Consider the following 26,598-nt stretch of genomic DNA (forward strand, 5'->3'; position numbering starts at 1 on the left):
CCTTAGGAAATGGATTGAATAATGGCTTTGCAAGTGGCAACGGGGTCATGGGCCTGAGTGATGGGACGGCCTATAACAAGATAACTACTACCAGCAACAACAGCCGCATGCGGTGTCAAAGTGCGTTTTTGATCATCTGCCGGGCTTGAGTCAAGACGAATGCCGGGAGTCACCAGACAAAAATCCTCGCCGAACTGACTGCGCAATAGACCTGCTTCACGAGCGGAACAAACAACCCCATCCAAACCACAATGTTGCGCCAATTTGGTGAGGCGAAGTACGTGAGCTTCCGGTTCCTCTGCAATGCCAACCGCATGCAGGTCATGAGCCTCCAGGCTGGTCAGCACAGTAACACCTATAAGAAGCGGTTTATGACCATTATGGTGATGAGCGTGTTTATCAAGCATTTCCCGCGCAGACACCATCATACGCTGCCCGCCAGAGGCATGGACGTTTACCATCCAAACCCCAAGCTGGGCCGCAGCCTTAACGGCTTTAGCAACTGTATTTGGTATATCGTGAAATTTCAGATCGAGGAAAACATCAAATCCTAAGCGCATCAGATATTCCACAACGCGCGGGCCACAGGCAGTAAACAACTCTTTACCCACCTTCAAGCGACAATATTGCGGGGATAGACGCTTTGCCATATAAAAACAATCGTCTGCATTATCAAAATCCATCGCCACAATAATACGTGGGCCTTGAATATCTATCATGAGGTGCCTCGCTTGAAATGAAAAAGCCCGGATCATGGATCCAGGCTCCCATTAAAACAAACTTCAAACAAATTCGCAGCTCCTTAATGCGTGGTGATGCGAGTCTAGCAAAGTAAGTCTTCGTTTTATTAGCCAATCGGTTCAAAACCCAATTTTGAAGATTAAAAAACATCCATTAATCTAAAAATCTGAGTTCTGGATTAGCCAATGCACTAAATGCGAATGTTTTTGCGATTAGCCTCAACAGTTTTCGCACCAATACCTTTTACATCAGCCAACTGATCAACCGTTTTAAATGCGCCATTAGCCTTGCGAAATGCAACTATGGCTTCCGCCTTTTTTGCGCCCACGCCTTTTAATTTGGTTAAAGCCTGCGCATCAGCAGTATTGATATTAACCGCTTCTTGTGGGGCAACAGCAGCAGGTTTTGCAGCGGTAGCCGCAGGAGTAACAGTGGCAGGTTTTGCAGGAGCGTCAGCAGCAAAAGAGGCGGATGACAAAGCGAGGAGAGCACAAGCGATAGCGGAAAAAATAGTTTTCATAAAAACACTCCATGTATATAAGTTAGATTTGATTAGCCCGCGACTTCCTTCTGCGAGTGGGTGTAGATTACTGAAATTGAATTTCCCTTGCTACTGGCAAAATTCGGAGATTATTGTGCGAGATATCTTACACGCCATCGGCATAATTGCACCCAACAAAAAAGCCCCTATCTTCACAGATAGAGGCCCTTTCAAACAACCAACAATTTTTACTTTTTCAACAGCTGAGCCAAATCCACCGCACCCCAATGTGGGAAATGCTTACGCACCAGCGCATTCAACTCAATTTCAAATTCACTGAAATTAGTTTGTGAATTAACAGCCTTTTCGTCAAGACGCTGATTAACCATACCAGCACCTACAGTAATGTTGGTGAGACGATCAATCACAATAAATGCACCAGTTGCACGATTGGCTTTATAGGTATCGGCAACAACAGATTGCGTTAAGAGCACATCAACCACTGCAATATCATTTAGTTGCAACTGATCAACTTGGGTGTGCTCTTGGGTATTTACATCAATACGATAATCAATTGCTTCAACTTGGCCGCTTACTGTTTTACTTGCAAACTTGAACAAATATTCTGAACCCGGTTGCAACGCTTTTTCAGTCATCCAAACAACGTGAGCTTTCAAGTGATTGGATAAAGGCACAGCTTCTTTCTCAAGCACAATCACATCGCCGCGACTAATGTCGATCTCAGTATCCAATGTGAGCGTTACAGCTTGACCTGCAAAAGCCTCCTGCAAATCGCCATCGTAAGTCACGATAGATTTTACTGTGCTGGTTTTGCCAGATGGCAAAGCTTTAATCGCATCACCAACTTTTACAACACCAGAAGCGATGTTCCCGCAGAAGCCGCGGAAATTTAAATTCGGGCGATTTACATATTGAACCGGCAAACGGAAATCAGAAAAGTTTTTATCGCCTGCGATGGGCACGTTTTCCAAAATTTCCATTAAGGTTTCGCCCTTATACCAAGGAGACGAAGCTGAGCGATTTACAACGTTGTCGCCATTCAATGCAGAAATGGGAACGAAGAAAACATTTTCCATGCCCAATTTTTTAGAGAATTCCAGATAATCTGCTTTGATTTTTTCAAATACAGATTCGCTGAAATCCAGCAAATCCATTTTATTTACCGCAACAACAATATGTTTAATGCCAAGTAAAGACGCGATGTAACTATGACGGCGAGTTTGAGTAACTACGCCATAGCGCGCATCAATCAAAATAATCGCGAGATCGCAAGTGGATGCACCAGTCGCCATATTGCGCGTGTACTGCTCGTGACCGGGAGTATCCGCAATAATAAATTTGCGCTTAGTGGTAGAGAAATAACGATAAGCAACATCGATAGTAATGCCCTGTTCGCGCTCAGCTTGTAAACCATCAACAAGCAACGCCAAATCAACTGCTTCGCCCGTAGTACCGTGTTTGGTGCTGTCAGCTTGCACGGCAGCCAATTGATCTTCGTAAATCATTTTTGAATCGTAGAGCAAGCGGCCAATCAAGGTACTCTTGCCATCGTCCACACTGCCGCAGGTTAAAAAACGCAGCAGTTCTTTTTGTTCATGTTGCGCGAGATAAGCGTTGATATCTTCGGCGATTAAATCTGACTGATGACTCATTAAAAGTAACCCTCTTGCTTTTTCTTCTCCATCGAACCTGAACTATCGTGATCAATCACACGGCCTTGACGCTCTGAGGTTGTGGTAAGCAACATTTCTTGAATAATTTCTGGCAGCGTGGTTGCCGTTGATTCAACAGCGCCCGTTAATGGGTAGCAACCAAGTGTGCGGAAGCGAACCATTTTTTCTTCGACTTTATCGTCGGGGCCAATTGGCATACGGTCGTCGTCAACCATAATCAAAGTACCGTCGCGCTCAACCACGGGACGCGGCGCAGCAAAATACAAAGGAACAATTGGGATATTTTCCAAATGAATGTATTGCCAAATATCCAGCTCAGTCCAGTTTGACAAGGGGAATACACGAATGCTCTCGCCTTTATCAACACGGCCGTTATAAATATTCCACAACTCAGGGCGCTGATTCTTAGGGTCCCAACGATGGTTTTTATCGCGGAAAGAATACACACGCTCTTTCGCGCGTGACTTTTCCTCATCGCGACGCGCACCACCAAAAGCGGCATCAAAACCATATTTATTCAGCGCTTGCTTGAGCGCTTGGGTTTTCATGATGTCTGTGTGTTTTGCGCTGCCATGAACAAAAGGACTGATACCCATATCAACGCCTTCTTGATTGATATGCACAATCAAGTCCCAGCCCAAATCCTTAATACGCTGATCGCGGAATTCAATCATTTGTTTGAATTTCCAGGTGGTATCAACGTGCAACAAGGGAAATGGTGGCTTGCCAGGGTGGAAAGCTTTCATGGTGAGATGCATCATCACCGCAGAATCTTTACCCACAGAGTAAAGCATAACGGGATTATCAAACTCGGCAGCTACTTCACGAATAATGTGAATACTTTCTGCTTCGAGTTGTTTCAGGTGCGTGAGTTTATAGTCGGACATTACAAAAGTTACCGATGTGAAAAGAAAACGTTAATCTTTTTTAGCTTCGCTTTTACTAATCACGTGGGTACTAACCACGTGGGGCTTAGCTAAATTTGCAGTGAATTCATCGCGCACATTTTTTGCGCGGGTAAAAACATCTAACATATATTGCGAATCTTCAATTTCAATACTGGTCCGCAAACGCGTCAGATTAGCAATAAATAAATCCAGCGCATGCAATACGCCGGTTTTGTTTGCACGCATTATGTCGTGCCACATAATCGGGTCACTGGAGGCAATGCGTGTAAAATCGCGAAAGCCACCGGCGGCGTAACGGAAGATATTGGGGTTATCAATATCATGTGCAAGGGTATCAACCAGCGAATAAGCAATTACATGGGGTAAATGGCTGGTTGCACCTAAAACCTCATCATGATCTTCTACGGTCATAGTGAGCACTTCTGCACCTACGGCTTGCCATATGCGTGTAACCAAATTGAGATGTACTGCACTGGTAGTCGCAAGCGGCGTTAGTATGCAACGATGGTTTTCATACAAGTCTGGATTCGCAGCGGTCACACCACTTTTTTCGGAACCCGCGATTGGATGCCCCAATATAAACTGAGCGGGAACTTCACCATAAACTTCTTGCGCAGCCGTTTGCACATTGCCTTTCACACTTGCGCCGTCAGTGATTGTCACATCTGCAGACACATGGGTTTTAATATCAGCCAAAACAGCTTTAACCGATAAAGTCGGCACTGAAATAAAAATCACATCTCCTGCAGTAAGCTCACTAGCAACGGATTGCAAGGATGTATAAGCGCGATCAACAACACCAAGATTAACCGCATCAACGCAAGTTTGTTCACTGCGCGCAATACCAATAACTTCGCGGCAAGCGCCGCGTTTTTTTAAACCTGTCGCAAGGCTACCGCCAATTAAGCCGATGCCGATAACGACAAACTTATTAATCACTGGTGATGACATTGAGTTAAAGTACAGCCTTGGGATAAGAGCCGAGCAGCTTTAAATCTGCGCAGCGTGTGGCAACTTCTTGCAGAACTTCGCTGATCAATGGATCGTTTGCATGACCGGCGAAATCAATAAAAAATACATAATTCCAAACACCAGTGCGCGATGGACGTGTTTCAACGCGCGTTAAATCAATGTTGTGGCGATGGAAAGGTTCCAGCAAATTATGCAGTGCACCCGGCTCATTGCGCATAGCAACAACGATAGACGTTTTATCAACACCGCTTGGTGGAACTTCCTGGGAACCAATAATTAAAAAGCGGGTTGAATTATCTGGCTGGTCTTCAATTTTTTCAGCCAGGATTTTCAAACCATATAATTCGGCTGCCATGCTGCCTGCAATTGCTGCAGCATTCCATTCGCCTTTCAATCGTTTTGCCGCAGTTGCATTATCACTTACTGCAACCCGCTCAGCTTTTGGATAATGCGACGTCAACCATTTGCGACATTGCGCCAAAGCTTGGGGATGCGCATATATGCGTGAAATATTATTAGTGCTCGTTACATCTGACACCAACAAGTTATGATGAACCCGCAATTCAACTTCACCGCAAATTTTCAAATTCGAATCCATGAAGTTATCAAGCGTAAAACTCACCACACCTTCAGTTGAATTTTCTACTGGAACAACCCCGTAATTAACTGCGCCCGCTTCAACTTCACGAAAGACTTCATCTATTGCAGAGAATGAAATTGTGGACGCCGAGCCGCCAAAATGTTTTAAAGCTGCCTGATGGGTAAATGAACCTTCCAAACCAAAAAAAGCAACTTTTACCGGGTTTTCCAAGGCTAAACAAGCCGACATAATTTCACGAAACAAACGCGCCATTTCTTCATTACTGAGCGGGCCTTTGTTTTGTTCCATCGCTTTACGCAAGACTTGTGCTTCGCGTTCAGGGCGATAAAACAAAATTTTCGCATCATCTGGCAAATTTGCTTTTTTAACTTCAGCTACTTCCTGCGCGCAGGTTGCACGCGCAGAAATCAAACGACCAATTTCTTCATCAATCGCATCAATCTTGTTGCGCAATGCGAGCAGTTTTTCTGCTTCCGTTTGCGTTTTGTTGTCAGACTCTAAAGACATTTAATTACTCGTTGCTTTCATCAGCATCGTCGACACTATCGTCGCCGGCGTCATCAACAATATCATCGACCGCATCATCTACCACACCATCTTCAAGCGCTTCTTCGCCCTCCGGTGCTTCGGCATGCGCTAATTCACGTTTGGCGTTTGCATCTGCGCTTTCTTCAATACGCTCAAGGCCTTGCATACGCTCGCCTTCTTTCAGCTTGATCAAACGAACGCCCTGGGTGTTACGGCTTAATACAGACACCTCATCTACACGAGTGCGAACCATAGTGCCTTGATCAGAAATCAACATAATTTCTTCACCATCGAACACTTGTACTGCACCCACCAATTGACCATTACGCTCAGTGGTTTGCATACCGATCACACCTTGCGAGCCACGGCCTTTCGCTGGGAAATCACCCACGTCAGTACGTTTGCCGTAGCCGTTTTCACTCACAGTCAGAACCTGGCCGTTTTCCATTGGAATAACCATGCCGACTACGCGCTGACCTTCTGCCAAACGAATACCGCGTACACCTCGCGAGGTTCTGCCCATTGCACGCACTTGCGATTCACGGAAGCGCGCTGCTTTACCAGAACTTGAGAACAACACAACGTCGCATGAGCCATTGGTGATTGCTGTACCTACCAAGGTATCGCCTTCATCCAATTCAATTGCACGCAAACCTACACTGCGCTGACGAGCAAATTGCGTCAGAGCAGTTTTCTTCACGGTACCGTTTGCAGTCGCCATGAAAATAAATTTATCTTCATCGTAAGACTTCACTGGCAAGATCGACGTAATTTGTTCGCCCTCTTCCAGCGGCAACAAATTCACAACTGGGCGACCACGCGATTGACGACCCGCAACCGGAATCATATACACCTTCAACCAATAAACTTTACCGGCGTTGGTGAACAACAAAATCGTATCGTGTGTGCTGGCGATCAACAGATGCTGTACATAGTCTTCGTCTTTAACCGCGGTAGCAGATTTACCCATACCGCCGCGACGCTGCGCCTGGTAATCATCAAGCGGCTGGCTCTTCGCATAGCCACCATGAGAAATGGTTACTACGCGGTCTTCAACGTTAATTAAATCTTCCGTTGTTAAATCTAACGTCGACGCAACAATTTCTGTACGGCGTTTATCACCGTAATCAGCAATTACTTGTTCCATTTCTTCGCGGATCACTTGCATTAAACGAACAGCATTGCCAAGGATTTCAAGGAACTCTGCAATTTGAACTAACTTTTCATCGTACTCGGCGAGCAGTTTGTCGTGCTCCATGCCGGTTAAACGATGCAAACGCAACTCAAGAATGGCTTGCGCTTGCGCAGCCGATAAATAGTAACGCCCATCGCGCATACCAAACTCAGCACCCAAATCTTCAGGGCGACAGGCATCTTCACCAGCGCGCTCAAGGTAAGGAGCCATTTCGGCTGCGTCCCAGCCACGAGTCATCAAGCCATCTTTTGCATCTGCAGGTGACGCGGAATTTTTGATGAGCGTAATCACTTCATCAATATTGGAAATGGCAACTGCCAAACCTTCCAAAATATGACCGCGCTCGCGCGCTTTACGCAGCAAGTAAACAGTACGGCGCGTAACAACTTCACGACGGAATTTTACGAAGGCCTCCAACAATTCTTTTAAGTTAAGAATTTTTGGTTGGCCGTCATCCAAGGCAACTACGTTAACGCCGAAAGTAGTTTGCAATTGTGTTTGCGCGAAGAGGTTGTTCAACAATACTTCTGCTGACTCACTCTTTTTCACTTCAATAACGATGCGCATACCGTCTTTGTCAGACTCATCGCGCAGTTCGCTAATGCCTTCAACTTTCTTTTCTTTTACCAATTCAGCGATACGCTCAATCAAGCGCGCTTTGTTTAATTGGTAAGGAATTTCGTGAACGATAATCGTCTCACGACCGGTTTTTTCATCGCGCTCAATTTCAGTTTTGGCGCGCACAATAATACTGCCACGACCTGTGCGATACGCCTGAACGATTCCCGCGCGGCCATTAATAATTGCACCCGTTGGGAAATCGGGACCAGGGATGAACTCCATCAACTCATCGACAGTGATATCTGCATTGTCGATTAGCGCCAAACAACCGCGAACCACTTCGCCGAGGTTGTGCGGCGGAATATTGGTCGCCATACCTACGGCGATACCCGAGGAACCATTCACCAACAGGTTAGGAATGCGGGTTGGCATTACTGCCGGAATTTGCTCAGTGCCGTCATAGTTAGGCACGAAATCTACAGTTTCTTTATCTAAATCTGCCAACAAATCATGGGCGATTTTCGCCATACGGATTTCGGTATAACGCATTGCTGCTGCGCGGTCACCATCGACCGAACCGAAGTTACCCTGGCCATCCACCAGCATGTAACGCAAAGAAAACGGTTGCGCCATACGTACGATGGTGTCGTAAACCGCAGTATCACCGTGTGGGTGATATTTACCGATTACGTCACCCACCACACGGGCAGATTTTTTGTAGGGTTTATTCCAATCATTGTTCAGCTCGCTCATAGCGAACAAAACGCGGCGATGTACGGGCTTCAAGCCATCGCGCACATCGGGTAACGCACGCCCTACGATTACGCTCATGGCGTAGTCGAGGTAGGACTGCTTCATTTCGTCTTCAATACTTACCGGTGAAATTTCTTTTGCGAATTCGACCATGGGAATACAGCTTTCCTTTTAATAAGGCTTTGGTTATTAAGTCTTTGTTATGGTGACTGCTAGTAATGAAAATGGCTAAAAGCCGAGCGTTTTAAGGCCCTGATTCCACGCCAAAATAAAGGCCGCAATACTACCACAATAGCGCGCAGATAGGCACTTTTTAGTAAAAGCCGCTCCACCCCTCAAGCACGCATCTAAACCGCCTGAAACCGCCCTTAAAATCAGTAACAGAAGCGTTTATTTTTTAATCTGTTGGTCGAACTGTTTTCCTCCTTTAGCTAGCGGATTCAAGTCATCCAACCCTGCCAATTTTTTGGCTGACGGCAAATGCTTGCCGGTTTGGCTGCTTAAGCTTGCCGTTTTTCTGGCTAATTTCCTAAATTAAAGCGCCATAAAAGTTTTATAAATACATGATTTTAATAGATATTCTATTAATTTTGAGATATGGCACACATTTCGCTAAAGAGCATTTGGACGCACACGTTATTCGTTGGGATTGTCAGTAGTGGAAAGCAAGCGGCTGCGCTTAATCATCAAAAAAAGGTAAAAGAATATGCGGGACATGACTATGTTAACAGGCACACAGGCAAGGCCTTTAGGCTACAGTGCACCGCTCACGCCTGAACAAGAAATTGAAGCCAGAGCCAAGCTCATTCAAGCACTCCAAATGTCACTTGATCCGAACGATGTGCTGGCGATCTTCTTTAAGCATCTGCAAGCTATTATCCCCATGGGCGGCATTCAGTTTCGCTTTCCCAACAACAAAGACATTACCAAGCTGGGCCGCGATGCGTTGCATCACTGCGACTACCGCTTGACGACCGATGAAGGCTACCTGGGTGAAATCATTTTCAACCGCAGCAAGCGATTTATTGAAAGCGAACTTACCACGCTGGAAATCCTGCTGGGCGCACTGGTTTACCCTATGCGCAACGCCCTGCGCCACCAGGCGGCAATGCAATTAGCGCTTCTTGATCCATTGACTCGCTTGGGTAATCGCGCGGCTTTGGATAATGCATTGCGTCGCGAGCTACAGCTGGCGGAACGCCATCATCACGAATTATCGCTACTCATGATTGATGTTGATCACTTCAAAAAAATCAACGATCAATATGGGCATACCCTTGGCGATCAGGTCCTGCAAGAGATTGCCCGCACTATTGAATCCGTTTGTCGCGAAACCGATATAAGCTTCCGTTATGGCGGCGAGGAATTCGTGGTCTTGTTACGAAAAACCAACGAGATGGGCGCACGGACTATTGGTGAGCGCTTACGCCGTGAAATAAGCACCATTAGCATTGAAAAAAATGGTCAAAGCATAGAACCCACGGTAAGTGTTGGAATTAGCACTCGCGCTTCCGGCCAGAAAGAACATATTAGCGATTTGTTTGAGCGCGCAGACGAAGCACTTTACCGCGCCAAGCAAGCGGGCCGAAATTGTGTACGGGATTTGAGTGATGTGGTGACTGCTTAAGCATTCGACATCACCCATAAAAAAAGCCGCATTTTATATGCGGCTTTTTTTATGGCGGAATTATTATTCTGGTTTAGGTTTGCGCGGTGCCGGTTTTGTACGACGCGGAGGAGCTGAAGCAGCACGTAATTTGTTTTCATGACGTGCACGCTGGCTTTTTTCATCTCGCGATGGAGGCATCACCTTGGTGTGTGCGTTATTATCAAAACCAGCCGTTAAACACAGATCCGCAATTTCACGTTCGCTTAACTCTGTCCACTGACCAACACGCACATGTGATGGAATAAAAATATTCGCATAACGCACACGCTTCAAACGGCTCACTTTTACGCCTTGTGATTCCCACAAGCGGCGCACTTCACGGTTGCGACCTTCCATCACCACACAATAGAACCAGCGGTTACGAGATTCGCCGGCACCATCAACGATATCGGTAAAACGTGCGACGCCGTCATCCAACAACACACCTTCTAGCAAAGCGCTTTTCATCTCATCATCGACATTGCCCTGAATACGCACGAGGTATTCACGATCAATCACTGAAGATGGATGCATGAGCTTATTTGCCAACTCACCATCGTTAGTGAACAACAGCAAACCGCTGGTATTAAAATCCAAACGACCGATAGAAATCCAACGCTCGCCTTTTAAATGCGGCAAACCATCGTATACCGTGCGGCGGCCTTCTGGATCAGAACGTGAACAGATTTCTCCTTCTGGCTTGTTATACAAAATCACGCGGCGACGAGTTGCTTCAGTACGCAGCACAACACGTTTGCCATCCACAAAAATCTTATCGTCTGGCGTTACGCGGTCACCAAGTTTGGCAACGCGATCATTAACTTTAATTTGGCCAGCTTCAATCGCGCGCTCCATTTCACGGCGCGAACCTATGCCTGCGCGAGCGAGCACTTTTTGCAATTTTTCATCGCCAACATCGACCGCATCTTGGTTATCTGCAGAAACAGCGTGGTTCAATTTGGCAGCTTTCTTATCACCAAATTTTTCTGCACGCGGGTCGCGCTCTTTCAATTCCGGTTTTCTTTTGGACGAATGCTTGGCTTTAAATTCAGCCGACAAACTATCGGCTGCTTTTTTACGTGAGGCTTTTTCAGTAGCTGCCGCGAAATATTCGGCAATCGCTGGCTTCACAGCCTTGGCGGACGTATCACGATTCGACGGGGCTTTGCCCTTGTTCGAATCCTTACCTTTTGATGAGCCATCAAAAGTGGTGTTGTCAGTTTTCTTCACCATAAAGTGTTACAACATTAAGCATATCGCTTAAGCGTTGTTAATTTCCTCATCTGTATTTTCATCTTGATCATCTGCAGTATTTACATCATTTAAACTGGCTGCATCTGATTTTTCATTCACTAATGGCTCAGCTTCTTCGTCAGCATCGACAAAAGCTTCTTCACCATCCACAAATTCTTCTGGCTCGCCTGCGGCTTCGTCTGAAATAATTTCAGCGGGCGCATCAGTGATGACTTCATCATCTTTTTCACCAATGCCTTCTTCGTCACCCAAATTCAGAACATTGTTCAACTCATCCAAATCGCGAATTTCACTCAGCGATGGCAAATCTTCCAGATTTTTTAAATTGAAGTAATCCAAAAATTGGCGCGTAGTTGCGTAGAGCGATGGACGACCGGGAACATCGCGGTGACCAACAACTTTGACCCAATCACGTTCCATCAAAGTCTTCATAATGTGCGAGCTAACCGCCACACCGCGAATTTCTTCGATGTCACCGCGCGTGATGGGTTGGCGATAGGCAATCAACGCCAAAGTTTCCAAGAGTGCACGCGAATATTTTTGTGGTTTTTCATCCCACAAGCGATTCACCCAAGGTGCGGTTTCTTCACGCACTTGAAAACGCCAGCCTGAAGCAACTTCTTTTAATTCAAAACCACGATCCGCATTGTCTGCCTGGATATCTTGCAAGGCTGCCAGCACTTCATCTTTTGCTGGCGCGACTTCTTCATCAAATAATTCGAGAATACGCGCAATCGTCATGGGTTGAGCCGCTGCTAAAATTGCGCCCTCAACAATTTTGCGCAACATGGCAGCATCAACCGGCTGTTGTGTTACAGCAACAGTTGCCGATTCTTCAGCCGCCTCTTCGCGGTCATCAGAACTTACAGCTTCTTCAGAACCGACTTCTTCGGACTCTAAATTTTCTTCTAAGATATTATTTTCGTCTGTCATTGCATTCTTGCTTTTACGTGAATAGGGCCAAAGGATTCGCTTTGCACAATTTCCACTAGCGATTCTTTAATTAATTCCATTACTGCCAGGAAAGTAACTACCACACCTAAACGTCCTTCTTCAACTTTAAACAAGCTTACAAAAGGAACAAAATGTTGGTGCGCCAACTTGTCCAACACTTGAGCCATACGCTCACGGGTGGAAAGTTTTTCTTTTGATACGTGGTGACTTTCAAACATATCGGCACGACGTAAAACTTCTGACAATGCCAATAATAATTCCTGCAATTCCACATCGGGATCTAGCCGCGTCAAGCTGCGATCTGGTGCTTGCGCTGATGCCTGGAAAATCTCGCGCCCGACACGCGGAATGCCATTTAAATCTTCTGCTGCTTGCTTGAAGCGTTCGTACTCTTGCAAGCGACGAATCAAGGAAGCACGCGGATCATCTTCTTCCTCTGCCTCTTCGCTGGAACGCGGCAAGAGCATGCGCGATTTAATTTCCGCCAGCATAGCCGCCATCACCAAATATTCAGCGGCCAGTTCAAACTGGCTCGCATCCATCAGCTCCACATAGGCCATGTATTGCGAGGTAATTTCTGAAACGTTGATATCCAAAATATCAATATTTTGGCGGCGAATCAGGTAAAGCAACAAGTCCAATGGGCCTTCAAAAGCCTCCAAAAAGACTTCCAACGCATCCGGCGGAATATACAAATCTTGCGGTAATTGAGTGTATGCCTTGCCGTGAACTATGGCGAAAGGCATTTCGCCCTGAGTAGGCCGTGAATGGGCTTCAGCCTGGGGAGCTGCATCTGCTTCAGATGCTGGCTCGCTGGGCGCTGCATCGTCGGCAACAGGCTCTATGGGCTCTGCGACCAAGGCAAACTCGTTGTTTTCTTCGTTCGATGAATTCACTACACAACCCGATTCTTAAATTCTAACGGGCTGTGCCCGCAAATGAGTCGGGCATTATAGCCATAAGCGCTGGGTAGAGCCATTAACAATCGCGTTGAGCTCGATTGAGAGAAAGAGGCAGCAAAACCATAAGGCTTTAGCGTAGAATATCCCTACTTTTTATCTGGATATCAAAATCCAGCTTTCAATTACCTTATAGGAACCTTCATGAGCGCTTTGCCACCCTGCCCCAAATGCCAGTCTGAATATACATATGAAGATGGCGGCCTTTTAATTTGCCCCGAATGCGCCCACGAATGGTCTGTCGGTGAAACAAACTCAAGTGAAACCACTAAAATCTTTAAGGATGCTAACGGCAACATCCTGCAAGACGGCGATACAGTTACTGTTATTAAAGATTTGAAAGTGAAAGGGACCTCTTCCTCCGTGAAAGTCGGCACCAAGGTTAAAAATATCCGCTTGGTCGATGGCGACCACGACATTGATTGTAAAATCGACGGTTTTGGCGCGATGAAGCTCAAGTCGGAGTTTGTGAAAAAGGTATAGCTACTTCTCATAGCGATTCATAGCGATTGCGCCAAAAACAAAAACCAGCTTTAAGCTGGTTTTTTGTTTAGGTTCAACATCACGCAAAGGGTGCGAAATCCCCCTTGCCCTGCCGGATTAACTCAGGGTTATCTCCCGTTAAATCAATCACTGTGGTTGGATCCATTCCGCAGAAGCCGCCGTCAATTATCAAATCGACCTGATGCTCTAACACATCCCGCATATCGTAAGGATCAGTCATGGGGTATTCCTCGCCCGGCATTAACAAGCTACTAGTCATAATGGGCTCACCCAACTCTTCCAGCAGAGCCAAGGCAATTAAATTATCTGGAACCCGCAGGCCAACGGTTTTACGCTTGGGATGCATCAAGCGGCGCGGCACTTCCGCCGTCGCTTCCAGAATAAACGTGTATGCACCGGGAGTATGATTTTTAATAAGGCGGTAAACCGCGTTATCGACGCGGGCATAGGTTGCCAATTCGGATAGATCGCGGCACATGAGCGTAAAGTTGTGGTCTTTATCGAGCTTACGCATGGTGCGAATGCGATCAAGTGCGTCCTTATCGCCAATGTGACACCCTAGGGCGTAAGCGGAATCCGTGGGATAAACCACTATACCGCCCTTACGAATAATATCTGCCGCCTGCACAATTAAACGATGCTGCGGGTTTTCAGGGTGAATCTGGAAAAACTGAGCCATTAGGTATTCGTCCACGTTAATAAGTCATTCAAGCACTGCGTTATGCAGCAAAACCGAGTAATTCCCATACCGGGCGACAAGTTTCCGGCAGACTGGGAAAAGATCCCAACTCCTGCCAGGCTTGGCCGGGTAAGTGAAAATCACTACCGCAAGAGGCAGCAAGATTATTTGCCGCTGCTATTTTTGCTAAATCTTCCGTCACCGGGTGCGCTTGCATACCACTGACAACCTCCAAAGCATCGCCACCGGCTGCGGCGAAATCTTTAATCAGCGCACACATTTTGGTTCGGGTTAAATCGTATTTACAGGGGTGCGCCAGAACTGCAACACCCCCTGCAGCGTGAATCCAGCCAATGATGGTCGCCATTGCAGGCCACTGGTATTTCACATCTGCCGATTTGCCGGTGCCCAAATATTTTTTAAAGGCCGCATTAATATTGGCAACTGCGCCTACATTGACTAAATATTGTGCAAAATGTGGGCGGCCGACATACGCATTTCCCGCTAAAGCCTGGGCACCTTCGAGGCTTCCCGCAATACCAGCTTTGGCAAGACGCGCTGCAATTTGTTCTGCACGACCAGAGCGCGCATTATTTTGAGCTTCAATTGCTGAATTTAATTCCGCGGAATCGGTCTTAATACCCAAGCCGACAATATGCACGCCACCCTTACCCCATTGGCTGGAAAATTCGATGCCATTTATAAAGGTAATACCACATTCATCAGCGGCTTTTTGTGCCAAATAAAGCCCTGCTATGGTATCGTGGTCGGTTAAAGCCAATACGTCGACTTCGCGTTCTTTCGCTCGCGCAACCAGCATTTCAGGGCTTAAAATGCCATCCGAAAAATGGCTATGACAATGCAGATCAAATTTCACAGGGTCATCTCAAATGGCCTAAAGAATTACTACTGAACCGGGCTAATTTGCCCATTATGACCGAGACTGACGATGACCGATAATTTTTCTGCTGATAATTCTAATAAAGAACCAGCAACCGCTCAGGAAAGCAAATCGCCTCTGACGCCAAAAGCAGCTCCAAAAAAAGAAAATATGCTGATTAATATCCTGATGAATATCATCATCCCCACGTTGATATTAACCAAATTGAGTGGCCCCAACTATTTAGGCCCGGTATGGGGATTGGTCACTGCACTCGCCTTCCCAATTGGCTACGGTTTAAAAGATTTTATTGCCAACAAAAAAATAAACTTTTTCTCAGCTTTGGGAATTGTGAGCGTTTTGCTCACTGGCGGGATTGGTATACTTAAATTACCGACAGAATATTACGCAATTAAAGAAGCCGCCATCCCGGGCTTAATTGGCTTGATGGTATTGATATCCACCAGAACGCGTTATCCGCTGGTTAAAACGTTTATCTACAATGACACCATTCTCAATGTAGAAAAAATTGCAGCAGCCTTAAAAGAGCACCGCAAGGAAGACGCTTTTGAAAAAACCTTGCGCCTTGGTTCTTATTTGTTAGCAGGCTCATTTTTTCTGTCATCAACATTGAATTACATTCTTGCGGAAATGATTGTTAAGAGCCCTGCAGGCACAGAAGCTTTCAATATCGAAGTTGGCAAAATGAATGCCTTAAGCTTCCCTGTTATAGCGCTGCCGTCCATGATTATTATGATTGCAACGCTTATGTATATTTTTCGCAGTATTCGCTTGTTAACCGGACTGACTTTTGAAGAAGTTTTGCACGAAACAAGTAAATAAATAATTAGAGATCGATTTATGCTGTACGCCATTATTAGTGAAGATGTTGTTGATAGTTTGGAAAAGCGCAAACTCGCGCGCCCCGATCATTTAGCGCGTTTGCAATTACTTAAAGATGAGGGGCGCTTAATATTAGCGGGGCCTCACCCCAAAATTGATAATGATAACCCGGGCGACGCCGGCTTTAGCGGTAGCTTGGTTGTTGCAGAATTTAATTCATTGGCAGACGCAGAGGCATGGGCCGCTGTTGATCCCTACGTGGCTGCTGGCGTTTATGCCAAAGTCACTGTCAAACCTTTCAAAAAAGTGTTGCCTTAATTTACAAGGATTCCGCATGAAAAAATTAGCTCTCGCAAGCTTGATTAGCGTTACTGCATTATGCGCAGGTTTTTCATCTGCCAGCTTTGCTGAAGACAGATACGTAACCGATGTGATTTATATTCCATTGCGCTCAGATAAAGATAACCAGGCCACCATCATAAAAAATGGTTTAGCAACCGGCACGCGCTTGAAACTGATTCGCGAAGAAGAAGATGCGAACAAAAACAAATGGGCGCAAGTAATTACCAGTGAAGGTATTGAAGGTTGGGTGCGCAGCCAAAACTTGATTGCAGAACCAACAGCGGCAATGAAGCTGGCGGCATTAACGTCTGGCCCAACCGATATGGTTGAATTGCAAAAACAAAATATTGCGTTAAAAAATGAATTGGATAGCGTTAAAGCAACCTATCAAAGCCTTTCAAAAGAAATGGAAGAAATCCGCAAGTCTCCCACGTCAGATATTAATCTGGAACAAGAAAACCAAAGCATGAATCGTATCAACCAATCATTGCAGGTTGAACGCGATTTATTGCGCGCAGAAAACGACAGATTGCAGAAAAGCGATACTTATCAGCAACGCATTTACGGTGGCGGCCTGATTTTAGCTGGCGTAATACTTTCTTTCATCTTGCAATTGTTCGGCAAGCGTAAGCGCCGTTCCGAGTGGAATTAACACCTGCATGAACACAGCATTAAGCGTAAACCTTAACAAGATTGCTCTTATCCGTAATTCCCGTGAAGGCAACTATCCTGACGTAGTTGCCCACGGAAAAATTTGTTTAGCCGCTGGCGCAGATGGACTCACTGTTCATCCGCGCCCGGACCAACGTCATATTCGCCCACATGATGTTTACGACCTCGCCGAATTATTGAAAGATAATCACAGCGCAGAATTTAATATTGAAGGTAACCCCTTCGCGGAAAAGATCGGCGATTTTCCCGGCTTTATAAAATTGGTTTTAGGCACAAAGCCTGAACAATGCACACTCGTGCCCGATAGCAATGATCAACTGACTTCTGACCATGGTTTTGATTTAAAAAAATCTGGCGAAACTTTAAAGCCTATTCTGGATCAATTAAAAACTGCCGGTGTACGTGTTAGCTTGTTTATGGACCCGGACTTGGAACAAATTGAATTAGCCAAAGCCTTGGGCGCAGACCGCATTGAACTTTATACCGGCCCCTACGCAGAAGCGTTTAAGCACCAGGATGCCAATTTTGAAACTCTCTTCCAGCGCTATTACGCTGCTGCACAACACGCGGCAAAAATTGGTATAGGCTTAAATGCCGGTCATGATTTGAATCTGGATAATCTCGCCCGTTTCCGTACGGTTCCGCAATTACTGGAAGTATCCATAGGTCATGCACTTACCGTAGATGCCATTGCAATGGGCTTGGACAAAGCCGTACGTGCGTACAAAGAAATTTGTACCGCCTAATTTAATACATAAATCCAATGACTAAAAAAACTGACACCAACAATGAGCGTGGCGATAGCCAGGCTTATCTGGAAAAGAAAAAATTCTTTGACGGAATGTTAACTGTTTACGGGCGCAAGCCTGTGCTGGAAGCTTTGCAGGATAAAGCTACCAACATTCATCGCCTGCATTTAGCCGACAGCAATAAATCAGCAGAAATTCTGGATGATATTATCAAACTCGCCGAAGCCAAAGGCGCAGAGATTCTTTACCACAATCGCGCTGCCCTTTCACGCATCTCCAAGAACTCCAGCCAAGACCAAGGTGTCGCCGCTGATTTAATTTGTCGCGGTTTTCAAACCTACGATGATTTTCTCGCAAATAATAAAGGCAAGAAATTCAGATTACTTGCATTAGACGGCGTCAGCAATCCGCAAAACCTGGGCATGATTATTCGCTCAGCTTGCGCTGGCAATATTGATGGAATTCTTCTACCACAACAAGGTAGCGCACAAATTGACCCGCTAGTGATTAAAGCCAGCGCAGGCACTGTATTTCGCGCGCCTATTTTACGCTGCAAAAATTTAGCGGCGGCGCTCAAGGATTTTAAAGCTGAGAACAGCCTTGTGTGTGCACTCTCATCTCACGCCAATACTGTACTGAAAGATTTTAATCCTCAAGAAGCCTGCGTTTATGTTCTCGGCAATGAAACTGAAGGCGTATCCAAAGAGGTAGCTCAGCTTTGTAACGCCAGCATTCGCATTCCTATGAACAATGGCGTTGAATCCTTAAACGTTGCAGTGACAGCTGCGCTCATCGCTTTCTCGGTTTAAATCCTTTTAGTGAAAATTGATTTGATCGTTTGCATTTTTTTTGTAAGGAATCAGATTACTTCCCTGCACAGTGTTAGCAAAATCCTCAACCGAACTAACGTTCATGTAATTTCGCGCAATGACACTAAAAGCACTCACACCTGAATAAAGCTGCAGTATTTCATTTTCTTTCACCACCGTATTTTTTACGTAAGCGATAGTCAACGCATCGTAACTTTTTGTTGGCGCAGCCGATTTAAGCTCTATGTGGTTTTGCGATATTTCAACATTATCCAAAGCAAAGTTAGTATTTCCAATCACGTAAATTGCCGACCTTACTGTGTAGGCACCCGAATCATCACCCGAACTGAATCGATTTTTGGTAATTACAATATCCTTGGCTTGCAGCTGTAAATTATCGAAAGTGCGAACAAGAATCCCCAAGGTGAAATTGATGATGTCATTATTTTCAATGCGCACATGGCTTGCGTCCGAGCGGAAACCATAATTATCTTTTTTAGGCTGACCGTTATCTAATTGCGAACCGGGAATTATGCTCGCATCCAAATAATTGTCGTGAGCATAAATAGTCGCCGCAGTATCGGGCGCTGTTGAAGGCGGCAAAAAGATATAGTGCTCCTCAATAAAGTTTTGTGTTTTGTTGCGATAAACCTCTAAACCATAAACATTGCCGAGAAAAAATCCATCCATAGCTCTTTTAGAAACTGTGTTAGCCAAATTCTTATCACCACTAAAACCATCTGCAAAGTTGTGATGTACTTTCACATCATTACACAAGCCATTGGCGTTATCGAACAGCCACACAAACACTGCAGGAGTGGTACCAAACTTTGACTCATCGTGGCCCCGCGGCGCTAAGAATTCGTTGTGCGCTATATTCAACCCATTGAGTCCTTGCCCCTGTAAAGCGCCACCAAAACCGATAAATTGATTGTCTGAAACATCTGCACCCACCATATTTTGTACACCAGTGCCCTGCAAAAATAAACCGTATTGATATTCGGTTTGCGCGGGTGCGTGATTGCTTACAAAGCTCACATTATAAATTTTGAAATTCGTGACTTTGCTATAAGCATAAAGATACATAAGTGTAGATTTCGTATTCAGGCTGGTGACCAATTTACTGCTAGCACCATCACCAAAAATAACTGCATTGTTCCAACCACCAATACTGGCAGTGAGCAATCGATCGCTGTTATTTACATTGGTCGCCTGATTGCAGATATAGGTTCCTGCAGGTATGTATAAATGTTTGGCTTGCGTTTTTGCAGATGCTAAAGCTGCATTAATAGCTGCAGTATCATCAGTTACGCCATCACCTCTGGCTCCAAAATCTTTCACATTAACAAATTGGGATGTAACAGGGACAACTGAATATTCAGGATAAACACTGGTACACACAAAATTATTTTGGCCACTTTTTTTGACCGCCACTGAAAAATGATGATGGCCAAGCTCAAGCGGAGTACCAAACTGCAATTGCAACTTATCGCTCACGCTAATTGATCTTGCTATATCTGCCCCTTCACATTCAGTCTCTTTATAAATGCGCAACTCATCACCCACATCTAAATTTTTAATGGTGAGTTTGGGTTGTGTCGCTGTACCTGTTGCCACATCAAAAGCAGCTGTTATATCAGCTACAACAAAATGATTTGCTGAACTGGAGGAAGAAGAAACACTACTTTTGGAAGATGATGACAAGGAAGACGAACGCGAACTACTTGTTGATGACAAGGTAGAATTCAATGAAGATGATAAAGCACTACTGGACTGAGAAGACGCAGAACTACTTACCGAAGAGCTAGTGGAATTAACCAAGCTGGACGAACTGCTGGATTCGCTGGACGAACTGGTTGCAACCAGACTGGAAGAACTCGAACTAGAAACAGACTTCGAACTACTGGATTTTATAGAGCTCGTAGAAACAGAACTTGCTGAAGTTGAATTCTTTGGGGATTCAGGCGTATTACCGCCACCAAAACTACCACCTCCTCCGCCACCGCCTCCACAAGCAGACAGAAAAATAGATAGGGCAATTAGCAAACCAAATCGAGTCAGGAATGTGTTCATATTCTTTTCCGTTTTTTATTTTCAAAAAAATCTAGTACGGAAAAAAACAAAAATCATGGAGGTTTACAAATCATTAATTCCTTTTGTGACAGCCTAATCAATAATCCCTGCTAACCACAAATAAACCAGAGGTTGCATAAGGCCTGCAACCTCTGGCCAGACAAGCATTACAACTTGTAGCCGTCTTCTTCATGCAGACTGATGTCTAAACCAACAGACTCTTCATCTTTGGTAACACGCAAGCCATTAGTCAGCAAGCTCGTCACCTTCAACAGCAAATAAGTTACCGCAACACTGAAGACCAAGGTTGCCACAATACCGATAACTTGCACTTGCAATTGTTGGCCAATGCTTTCGATTCCAGCAGCAAAGCCCAAACCGCTAAACGCGCCTAATTGCGTAGATGCAAAAATACCGGCCATAAAAGTTCCGATAATCCCGCCCACACCGTGAACAGGGAATACGTCGAGCGAGTCATCGATTTTCCACACACGCTTAACCAATTGCGTCATGAAGAAACAGATAACACCAGCTACCAAGCCAATCACAATCGCGCCGCCAGGACCAACATAACCTGATGCAGGAGTGATAGTGCCGAGACCTGCAACCATACCTGTCACAATACCCAGCACGCTTGGCTTTCTGAACTTCATCCATTCAATACTCATCCACGCCAGCGCACCTGCCGCTGCAGATAGATGTGTAACCAACATCGCCATTGCGGCGTTACCGTTCGCTGCCAATGCACTGCCTGCGTTAAAGCCAAACCAACCCACCCAGAGAATACCCGCGCCGGTCACCACCATAGTCATGTTGTGTGGTGGCATGGCAACAGTCGGGAAACCATTACGCTTGCCAATCACCAGAGCAGCAACCAAAGAGCCAACACCAGCGGTGATATGTACGACGGTACCACCCGCAAAATCGAGCAAGCCCATTTTGTACAACCAGCCAGAGCTGCTCCACACCCAGTGGCAAACCGGTACGTAACATAGCAGCAACCACAGAGCCGAGAAAATCAACATGGAAGAGAACTTCAAGCGCTCAGCATAAGCACCTACGATCAACGCAGGTGTAATCACCGCGAAAGTCATTTGGTACATAGCAAACAGGGTTTCGGGGATATCGCCCCACAAATCATCCTTTTTGATGGACGCAAGGAAAACCTTGCTGAAATCGCCGATGTATTCATTGCCTGGCCCAAACGCCAGGCTGTAGCCAACAATAACCCACAATAAGGAGGCAATAGCGGCTATAGCAAAGCATTGCATCAACACCGACAGCACGTTTTTAACGCGCACCAAACCCGCATAAAACAACGACAAGCCTGGCAAAGTCATAAACAATACCAAAGCACTCGCGGTCAGCATCCAGGCTGTATTGGCATTATTGAGTACAACAGGTGCCGTTTCTGCTGTAGCCAGTTGGCTCACCGACATAACTGCCGCAGCCAGGGATAAACAAATGGTCTTCTTCATAATCACACCTTATGTTTTTTGTCCGCTACTGAGCGTGCGAACTTTATAGAGTGATAAAACTGCCCCAATTTGATTCAACGACTATTATTTTTAGCCAGAATTTTCGAGATCGGGATTGAAATTGCTGGTTAATTAACCTTTAAAACCCCATTTTTGGGCAAGAAAGATAAATTATTTCGCAGGCATGAGGCGTGAGCACAAACCATACCACATATTTTTTATTATATTTTTCAATAAGTTATTATCACAACAAAATCGGCCAACATTCTTTTTTGCACCATTTTAAATCACTCAAAATATCACAGGCACAAAATTGAAACATTTTATCTTCAGATTCTAAATTTACGCACAGCGGCTTTCACTTTAGCTTCAGCCTCCAAATCTTCTGCGTAAGCCCATTGCTCGTAAAGCTCGATGAATCCCTGTAGCGGAATCGCCCAATTGGGCTTGGACAAAATAACGCGATCAATAAAAGCGCGTGGTGTTTCAGTGGATTGGGGGGCAAAACCAGCGCCTTTAAGTTTTTTACACAATTGTAGATACACTCGCGCAGTTTCCGGCAACTCCTGTTTGCTAGAGCGAAAAATCAGTAACACAAATAGCAAAACCCCAAAGCCGCCGCCCGTCAGCACCATCAAGACAGCAATGCGCATGGGCGAGACATCTCCCAACAACTTTTCTAGAAGCGACGCCTGCGAGCTTGAATCGTAATTCATAACCCACTGTATCCACGTCAGGTTTACCGCATCCCACTGCTCGCGCACAAGTGACAACAATTTAAAAGAAGAACCAAAAGGCTTGGCCAAAAATTGTTGATCTGTTGCCGATAATGATTGCTCGATTCCTTTTTGCACACGCTCAGGCGCAACGGCGGCGGTAGGATCAAACATAACCCAACCGCGCCCATCCAACCACACCTCCGCCCAGGCATGGGCATCGCGTTGGCGAACCGCGAGCGAGTTATCGACTGAATTGATATCGCCCCCCTGATAACCGACGACGACCCGTGCAGGAACTCCCGCTGCGCGCATAAAAAATACAAAGCTGCTGGAAAAATGTTCGCAAAATCCCTGACGCGTGTTCCATAAAAAATCGTCGACCGTATCGACACCTAGAGGCGGCGGCTTAAGTGTGTAAAAGAAACTCTGGCGATAATATTCAAAGAGTTTGGCAATGAGTTTTTCTGTACTGCCAGTTTCCGCCAACCACTCCTGCGCGCGCTCGCGCGTTTTAAGGTTACCGTTCTTAGGTAGCTGTTTATTTTGCTCAAGCTCCTCTGCATCTATTTCGTTGAGCTGGTAAGTCAAGGATGAAACCACGTGATAACCCATGCGCTCTATAACAGGATCAAAGGCTCGCAAACGCATATCGCGTGCAAAAGCAAGATTGCGCGACCAGGATTCCGGCGCAGGCAAAGCATAGAGCCAGGATTGCATACTTGCCTCTGCAATCACATCGTACTCAACCCGGTCAGCTTTATACTCAAGGTGTGAGCGCAAATTATCGCTAGCCTGATTGAAATAGTTTCCAGATTTCTGCTCGCGGCTTTGCGACCATTTTTTTCCATCAAAAAGCGAGAACACCAAGCTACGCCAGTAAAGCTTTTCTCGCGCAGGTATTTCAGTTGCAAAACTAACGCGAAACGCCAACTCATTAGATTCCATTAATTCGGTAAAATCACCGGGAGACATTGAATCGCTCATACCCGTCTTCGCTTGCAAAGGTGTTGGCACCGCCCAAAAAGAGCCAAGACGAGGAACCACTACAAACAGCAAAATCATAAATGGAATTGCTTGCAGTAAAATTGCAATGCTTGGGCGAATATTTCGCCAAATGGAATCGTGTTCAGATTGCCTGTAGAGCTGCATAAGAGTTGCGCATAAAAGCGATAGACAACCAAAACCATAAAAGGCAGCAAGAAAGTGATTAAAGGCTATAAACTGCGCGGCCAAAATAAAAAACGCAATAAAGATGAGCAGCACAAAATCTTTTTTATTTTTTAACTCTAACAACTTTAACGTGAATCCAATGATGAGAAGGCTCACCATAGATTCAAATTTAAAACCCGATCCCAAACTAAAAAATAAACCCGCACAGCAAACAAAAACCAAAATCGTTTTTTTCAGTTTCCCCGGATAATTCCACGCGCCTTGAAAAATTCTCCAGCGCCAAAACGCGACCATTATCCAAACCAAGGCAATCCAGGCGGGTACAGTTACAAAATGGGGAGCCAAAATAAAAACTTGCACGCAAAGCAACCATGCCAAACCTGTGCGGGATATAGGTTGTTCTTGTGCAGGGGACTTTTTAAATATCATTAATCCTCCTGCACCCAACCGAATAGAGCCAAAGCTGTTAAGGCATTTAGCCGATGCACATCACCCGTACCACGCTCGATGGTTTGGTTCGGTAAACGCAAACCAAATTCAATATTGCTATCCGCAAAATAATTTACCCAATAAGTTAAATTTGATAATGCCAATTCAGTATCGTGAGTATTCAGCGCCTGCCAATCCAACCAATAATGTTCGCTTTGTAAAGCGCGATAGTCTTTAAGATGCAGACCAGCACCACGCGCATATTGTTTCCACGCGATTTGTGACAAAGGTGAACCCGGTTGGTAATTTTGAAAGCCCTGAAACTCGTCACCGCGCTGCATTGACACGTAAATGCCTTCATCGCCCTGTCCCGGCCCTAAAGGTGGTTGATCGCAGGCGATAGGTTTTGGAAAAATCAAAGCGCGATGATGAAGATCTATGTATGCCCACGCACGAATTAAACCGAATGGAAAATAACTTTTTAAAACTATGCGCGGCAACTTTAACCATCCGCGATGCCGCGCCGGTAAATTCAGACGAACCTGTGTGACTTTCCCTGCAATGACATCAGCTCGAATCGGATCAAAGTCAGCATTAACTCGCAATAAAAGACCGTGATGATCATTCAGATATGAAGAACTAATTTCAATATCAAAGGAAGCCACATCACCAACCGCAGCGTGTTGAATAGCATCGGGTATGAAAATTAAACCGAGGAGATTTTTAAAAGCGTGAATAACAGATACCAACATCACGCTGGTTAAAAAAAAGGATAAACCTAAAATTAAATTATTTTGGTAATTGGTGCCCAAAATCCAGATAAGCAGAATCAATACTAAAAAAGCGGCGCCTTGCTTACTGGGAAACACATAAATCGTACGATGCTGCAGCACAACCTGGTTTGCCCGCGGCGATCTTTTGCTAATCCAACGCTGAAAATATTGATCGATCTGGGACAAGAGGTAAATCCTCTGCAAAAATTAAACAGCTATTGAACCGCTAGTTGTTCACCACTGGCACAGAAGATAATATTTTTTTTACCAGTAAATCCTGTCCTATTTGATGTGCAGCATTGCCTTTAGCAATAATGCGGTGAGACACAACTGCTGAAAATAAATATTGTACGTCCTCGGGGACCACATAGGCTCGCTCATGCATGAACGCCCAGGTTTTTGTCGCTTTGATGAGTGCCATGGCACCGCGGGGAGAAAGCCCCACAACTATATCGTCTGACGTGCGAGTGTAATGCACTAGACGTTGAACATAATCTACCAGGCTATCTGAAACTTTTACCGCGCTGATTGCACGTTTTATTTCTGGAATTTTGTCGGGAGTTAAGCACACGCGCAGTTGCGCCAATTGATCACGTGGATCACCACCTTTGAATAAAAGCTTTTCAGTTTCAGCATCTGGATAACCTAAACTAATGCGCATCAGGAAACGATCCAGTTGCGATTCAGGCAAAGGATAGGTGCCCATTTGTGACATAGGATTTTGCGTAGCAATCACAAAAAAAGGCTGCGGCAACTCGTAGGTCGTCCCTTCATTAGTGACTTGTCGCTCTTCCATGGATTCCAGCAAAGCACTTTGGGTCTTTGGTGTGGTTCGATTGATTTCATCGGCCAATAAAACTTGCGTAAATATAGCGCCTTTATGAAACGTAAATTTCTGCTGCTGCGGATCAAAAATAGATAAACCCAAGATATCCGCTGGCAACATATCGCTGGTGAATTGCACACGGTTATAAGTTAAACCCAACACTTTTGCGAGCGCGTGGGAAAGCGTGGTTTTACCCATACCGGGTAAATCTTCAATCAAGAGATGGCCATCTGCCAAGAGGCAAGCCAAGGCGAGTTTTATCTTCTCATCTTTACCAAGAAGAACTCTGCCAATTTCATTTACAAGTGTTTCAATGAATTTTCTCACAGCGAATCCTTCTGGTTTGAATCAGGAGTATTGAGAAAAGGGTTGTCACCCTCGCCTATTGCGAAAGTGACTTTTT

Annotated in this window: 24 protein-coding genes; 7 read left to right on the forward strand and 17 right to left on the reverse strand. The window is 45.3% G+C overall.

The annotated features are described in order from the left end of the window. Positions 1-2: 2 nt before the first annotated feature. The 7 genes from pyrF to gyrA all read right to left on the reverse strand — a co-directional run bounded on the left by pyrF (position 3) and on the right by gyrA (position 8,587). Entirely contained in the window at positions 3-716 is a 714-nt protein-coding gene (pyrF, locus tag IE104_RS08770; RefSeq protein ID WP_189418391.1) for an orotidine-5'-phosphate decarboxylase, read from the reverse strand. A gap of 215 nt (positions 717-931) precedes the next feature. Continuing rightward, the gene (locus tag IE104_RS19105; RefSeq protein WP_189417580.1) at positions 932-1,261 is read right to left on the reverse strand and encodes a ComEA family DNA-binding protein; all 330 of its coding nucleotides are present in this window, start codon (positions 1,259-1,261) and stop codon (positions 932-934) included. Positions 1,262-1,470: 209 nt separating this feature from the next. Next, the gene (gene cysN, locus IE104_RS08780) at positions 1,471-2,895 is read right to left on the reverse strand and encodes a sulfate adenylyltransferase subunit CysN (protein WP_189417581.1); all 1,425 of its coding nucleotides are present in this window, start codon (positions 2,893-2,895) and stop codon (positions 1,471-1,473) included. Beyond that, a complete protein-coding gene (gene cysD, locus IE104_RS08785; protein ID WP_189417582.1) occupies positions 2,895-3,803 on the reverse strand; it encodes a sulfate adenylyltransferase subunit CysD in 909 nt (302 codons plus the stop codon). The genes cysN and cysD overlap by 1 nt, the downstream gene beginning before the upstream one ends. Positions 3,804-3,833: 30 nt before the next feature. Then, the gene (locus IE104_RS08790) at positions 3,834-4,775 is read right to left on the reverse strand and encodes a prephenate dehydrogenase/arogenate dehydrogenase family protein (protein ID WP_189417583.1); all 942 of its coding nucleotides are present in this window, start codon (positions 4,773-4,775) and stop codon (positions 3,834-3,836) included. Positions 4,776-4,779: 4 nt separating this feature from the next. Continuing rightward, positions 4,780-5,904, reverse strand: coding sequence for a prephenate dehydratase (pheA, locus tag IE104_RS08795; protein ID WP_189417584.1), 1,125 nt, complete (start codon positions 5,902-5,904; stop codon positions 4,780-4,782). A 4-nt stretch (positions 5,905-5,908) separates the two neighbouring features. Continuing rightward, on the reverse strand, positions 5,909-8,587 hold the full coding sequence (gyrA, locus tag IE104_RS08800) for a DNA gyrase subunit A (RefSeq protein WP_189417585.1): 2,679 nt from the start codon (positions 8,585-8,587) through the stop codon (positions 5,909-5,911). Positions 8,588-9,149: 562 nt separating this feature from the next. On the opposite strand from gyrA, the gene IE104_RS08805 reads away from it, so the two are divergent. Then, positions 9,150-10,061 (forward strand): GGDEF domain-containing protein, encoded by a 912-nt coding sequence (locus IE104_RS08805; protein WP_229837747.1) that lies wholly within the window; start codon positions 9,150-9,152, stop codon positions 10,059-10,061. A 63-nt stretch (positions 10,062-10,124) separates the two neighbouring features. Here IE104_RS08805 and rluB read toward each other — a convergent pair whose 3' ends face one another. The 3 genes from rluB to IE104_RS08820 form a co-directional block, all read right to left on the reverse strand. After that, on the reverse strand, positions 10,125-11,039 hold the full coding sequence (gene rluB, locus IE104_RS08810; RefSeq protein ID WP_189418393.1) for a 23S rRNA pseudouridine(2605) synthase RluB: 915 nt from the start codon (positions 11,037-11,039) through the stop codon (positions 10,125-10,127). 303 nt (positions 11,040-11,342) lie between these two features. Next, positions 11,343-12,269 carry an SMC-Scp complex subunit ScpB gene (gene scpB / locus IE104_RS08815; protein WP_189417586.1) on the reverse strand — a complete coding sequence of 309 codons (927 nt, stop codon included), beginning with the start codon at positions 12,267-12,269 and terminating at the stop codon, positions 11,343-11,345. Continuing rightward, entirely contained in the window at positions 12,266-13,135 is an 870-nt protein-coding gene (locus IE104_RS08820) for a segregation and condensation protein A (RefSeq protein ID WP_373298485.1), read from the reverse strand. The genes scpB and IE104_RS08820 overlap by 4 nt, the downstream gene beginning before the upstream one ends. Before the next feature lie 258 nt (positions 13,136-13,393). Here IE104_RS08820 and IE104_RS08825 point away from each other — a divergent pair, with 258 nt between their 5' ends. Next, positions 13,394-13,732, forward strand: coding sequence for a zinc ribbon domain-containing protein YjdM (locus tag IE104_RS08825; RefSeq protein ID WP_189417589.1), 339 nt, complete (start codon positions 13,394-13,396; stop codon positions 13,730-13,732). A 79-nt stretch (positions 13,733-13,811) separates the two neighbouring features. Here the strand turns inward: IE104_RS08825 and IE104_RS08830 are convergent, their stop codons facing one another. Then, positions 13,812-14,432 carry an L-threonylcarbamoyladenylate synthase gene (locus IE104_RS08830; protein ID WP_189417590.1) on the reverse strand — a complete coding sequence of 207 codons (621 nt, stop codon included), beginning with the start codon at positions 14,430-14,432 and terminating at the stop codon, positions 13,812-13,814. 40 nt (positions 14,433-14,472) lie between these two features. Then, a complete protein-coding gene (locus tag IE104_RS08835) occupies positions 14,473-15,309 on the reverse strand; it encodes a PHP domain-containing protein (RefSeq protein ID WP_189417592.1) in 837 nt (278 codons plus the stop codon). A gap of 72 nt (positions 15,310-15,381) precedes the next feature. Between IE104_RS08835 and IE104_RS08840 the strand changes: the two genes are divergently transcribed. The 5 genes from IE104_RS08840 to IE104_RS08860 are packed head-to-tail and all read left to right on the forward strand — an operon-like array spanning position 15,382 to position 18,727. Further along, entirely contained in the window at positions 15,382-16,155 is a 774-nt protein-coding gene (locus IE104_RS08840; RefSeq protein WP_373298474.1) for a VC0807 family protein, read from the forward strand. A gap of 18 nt (positions 16,156-16,173) precedes the next feature. Continuing rightward, entirely contained in the window at positions 16,174-16,473 is a 300-nt protein-coding gene (locus IE104_RS08845) for a YciI family protein (RefSeq protein WP_189417594.1), read from the forward strand. Between the two features lie 16 nt (positions 16,474-16,489). Next, entirely contained in the window at positions 16,490-17,149 is a 660-nt protein-coding gene (locus IE104_RS08850) for a TIGR04211 family SH3 domain-containing protein (RefSeq protein WP_189417595.1), read from the forward strand. 7 nt (positions 17,150-17,156) lie between these two features. Beyond that, the gene (locus IE104_RS08855) at positions 17,157-17,915 is read left to right on the forward strand and encodes a pyridoxine 5'-phosphate synthase (RefSeq protein ID WP_189417597.1); all 759 of its coding nucleotides are present in this window, start codon (positions 17,157-17,159) and stop codon (positions 17,913-17,915) included. A gap of 17 nt (positions 17,916-17,932) precedes the next feature. Next, positions 17,933-18,727, forward strand: coding sequence for a TrmH family RNA methyltransferase (locus IE104_RS08860; protein ID WP_189417599.1), 795 nt, complete (start codon positions 17,933-17,935; stop codon positions 18,725-18,727). Positions 18,728-18,733: 6 nt separating this feature from the next. On the opposite strand, the gene IE104_RS08865 is transcribed toward IE104_RS08860, so the two are convergent. The 5 genes from IE104_RS08865 to IE104_RS08885 form a co-directional block, all read right to left on the reverse strand. After that, the gene (locus IE104_RS08865; protein WP_189417601.1) at positions 18,734-20,800 is read right to left on the reverse strand and encodes a glycosyl hydrolase family 28-related protein; all 2,067 of its coding nucleotides are present in this window, start codon (positions 20,798-20,800) and stop codon (positions 18,734-18,736) included. Positions 20,801-20,967: 167 nt separating this feature from the next. Continuing rightward, on the reverse strand, positions 20,968-22,239 hold the full coding sequence (locus IE104_RS08870; RefSeq protein ID WP_373298486.1) for an ammonium transporter: 1,272 nt from the start codon (positions 22,237-22,239) through the stop codon (positions 20,968-20,970). A gap of 368 nt (positions 22,240-22,607) precedes the next feature. Beyond that, complete coding sequence (locus IE104_RS08875) at positions 22,608-24,596, reverse strand: transglutaminase TgpA family protein (protein ID WP_189417604.1); 1,989 nt, start codon at positions 24,594-24,596, stop codon at positions 22,608-22,610. Beyond that, positions 24,596-25,555 carry a DUF58 domain-containing protein gene (locus tag IE104_RS08880; RefSeq protein ID WP_189417606.1) on the reverse strand — a complete coding sequence of 320 codons (960 nt, stop codon included), beginning with the start codon at positions 25,553-25,555 and terminating at the stop codon, positions 24,596-24,598. Before IE104_RS08880 ends, IE104_RS08875 begins: the two co-directional genes overlap by 1 nt. A 40-nt stretch (positions 25,556-25,595) precedes the next feature. Beyond that, positions 25,596-26,522, reverse strand: a complete 927-nt coding sequence (locus IE104_RS08885; RefSeq protein WP_189417608.1) for an AAA family ATPase — start codon at positions 26,520-26,522, stop codon at positions 25,596-25,598. Between the last annotated feature and the right edge of the window lie 76 nt (positions 26,523-26,598).

The sequence above is a fragment of the Cellvibrio zantedeschiae genome, from assembly GCF_014652535.1.
Classification (GTDB): domain Bacteria; phylum Pseudomonadota; class Gammaproteobacteria; order Pseudomonadales; family Cellvibrionaceae; genus Cellvibrio; species Cellvibrio zantedeschiae.

Bases quoted from the DNA above. Each gene is read 5' to 3' on its own strand.
- IE104_RS19105 (WP_189417580.1), bottom strand. From the start codon at position 1,261: ATGAAAACTATTTTTTCCGCTATCGCTTGTGCTCTCCTCGCTTTGTCA.
- cysN (WP_189417581.1), bottom strand. From the start codon at position 2,895: ATGAGTCATCAGTCAGATTTAATCGCCGAAGATATCAACGCTTATCTC.
- cysD (WP_189417582.1), bottom strand. From the start codon at position 3,803: ATGTCCGACTATAAACTCACGCACCTGAAACAACTCGAAGCAGAAAGT.
- IE104_RS08790 (WP_189417583.1), bottom strand. From the start codon at position 4,775: ATGTCATCACCAGTGATTAATAAGTTTGTCGTTATCGGCATCGGCTTA.
- pheA (WP_189417584.1), bottom strand. From the start codon at position 5,904: ATGTCTTTAGAGTCTGACAACAAAACGCAAACGGAAGCAGAAAAACTG.
- gyrA (WP_189417585.1), bottom strand. From the start codon at position 8,587: ATGGTCGAATTCGCAAAAGAAATTTCACCGGTAAGTATTGAAGACGAA.
- IE104_RS08805 (WP_229837747.1), top strand. From the start codon at position 9,150: ATGACTATGTTAACAGGCACACAGGCAAGGCCTTTAGGCTACAGTGCA.
- scpB (WP_189417586.1), bottom strand. From the start codon at position 12,269: ATGACAGACGAAAATAATATCTTAGAAGAAAATTTAGAGTCCGAAGAA.
- IE104_RS08825 (WP_189417589.1), top strand. From the start codon at position 13,394: ATGAGCGCTTTGCCACCCTGCCCCAAATGCCAGTCTGAATATACATAT.
- IE104_RS08830 (WP_189417590.1), bottom strand. From the start codon at position 14,432: ATGGCTCAGTTTTTCCAGATTCACCCTGAAAACCCGCAGCATCGTTTA.
- IE104_RS08840 (WP_373298474.1), top strand. From the start codon at position 15,382: ATGACCGATAATTTTTCTGCTGATAATTCTAATAAAGAACCAGCAACC.
- IE104_RS08845 (WP_189417594.1), top strand. From the start codon at position 16,174: ATGCTGTACGCCATTATTAGTGAAGATGTTGTTGATAGTTTGGAAAAG.
- IE104_RS08850 (WP_189417595.1), top strand. From the start codon at position 16,490: ATGAAAAAATTAGCTCTCGCAAGCTTGATTAGCGTTACTGCATTATGC.
- IE104_RS08855 (WP_189417597.1), top strand. From the start codon at position 17,157: ATGAACACAGCATTAAGCGTAAACCTTAACAAGATTGCTCTTATCCGT.
- IE104_RS08860 (WP_189417599.1), top strand. From the start codon at position 17,933: ATGACTAAAAAAACTGACACCAACAATGAGCGTGGCGATAGCCAGGCT.
- IE104_RS08865 (WP_189417601.1), bottom strand. From the start codon at position 20,800: ATGAACACATTCCTGACTCGATTTGGTTTGCTAATTGCCCTATCTATT.
- IE104_RS08870 (WP_373298486.1), bottom strand. From the start codon at position 22,239: ATGTCGGTGAGCCAACTGGCTACAGCAGAAACGGCACCTGTTGTACTC.
- IE104_RS08875 (WP_189417604.1), bottom strand. From the start codon at position 24,596: ATGATATTTAAAAAGTCCCCTGCACAAGAACAACCTATATCCCGCACA.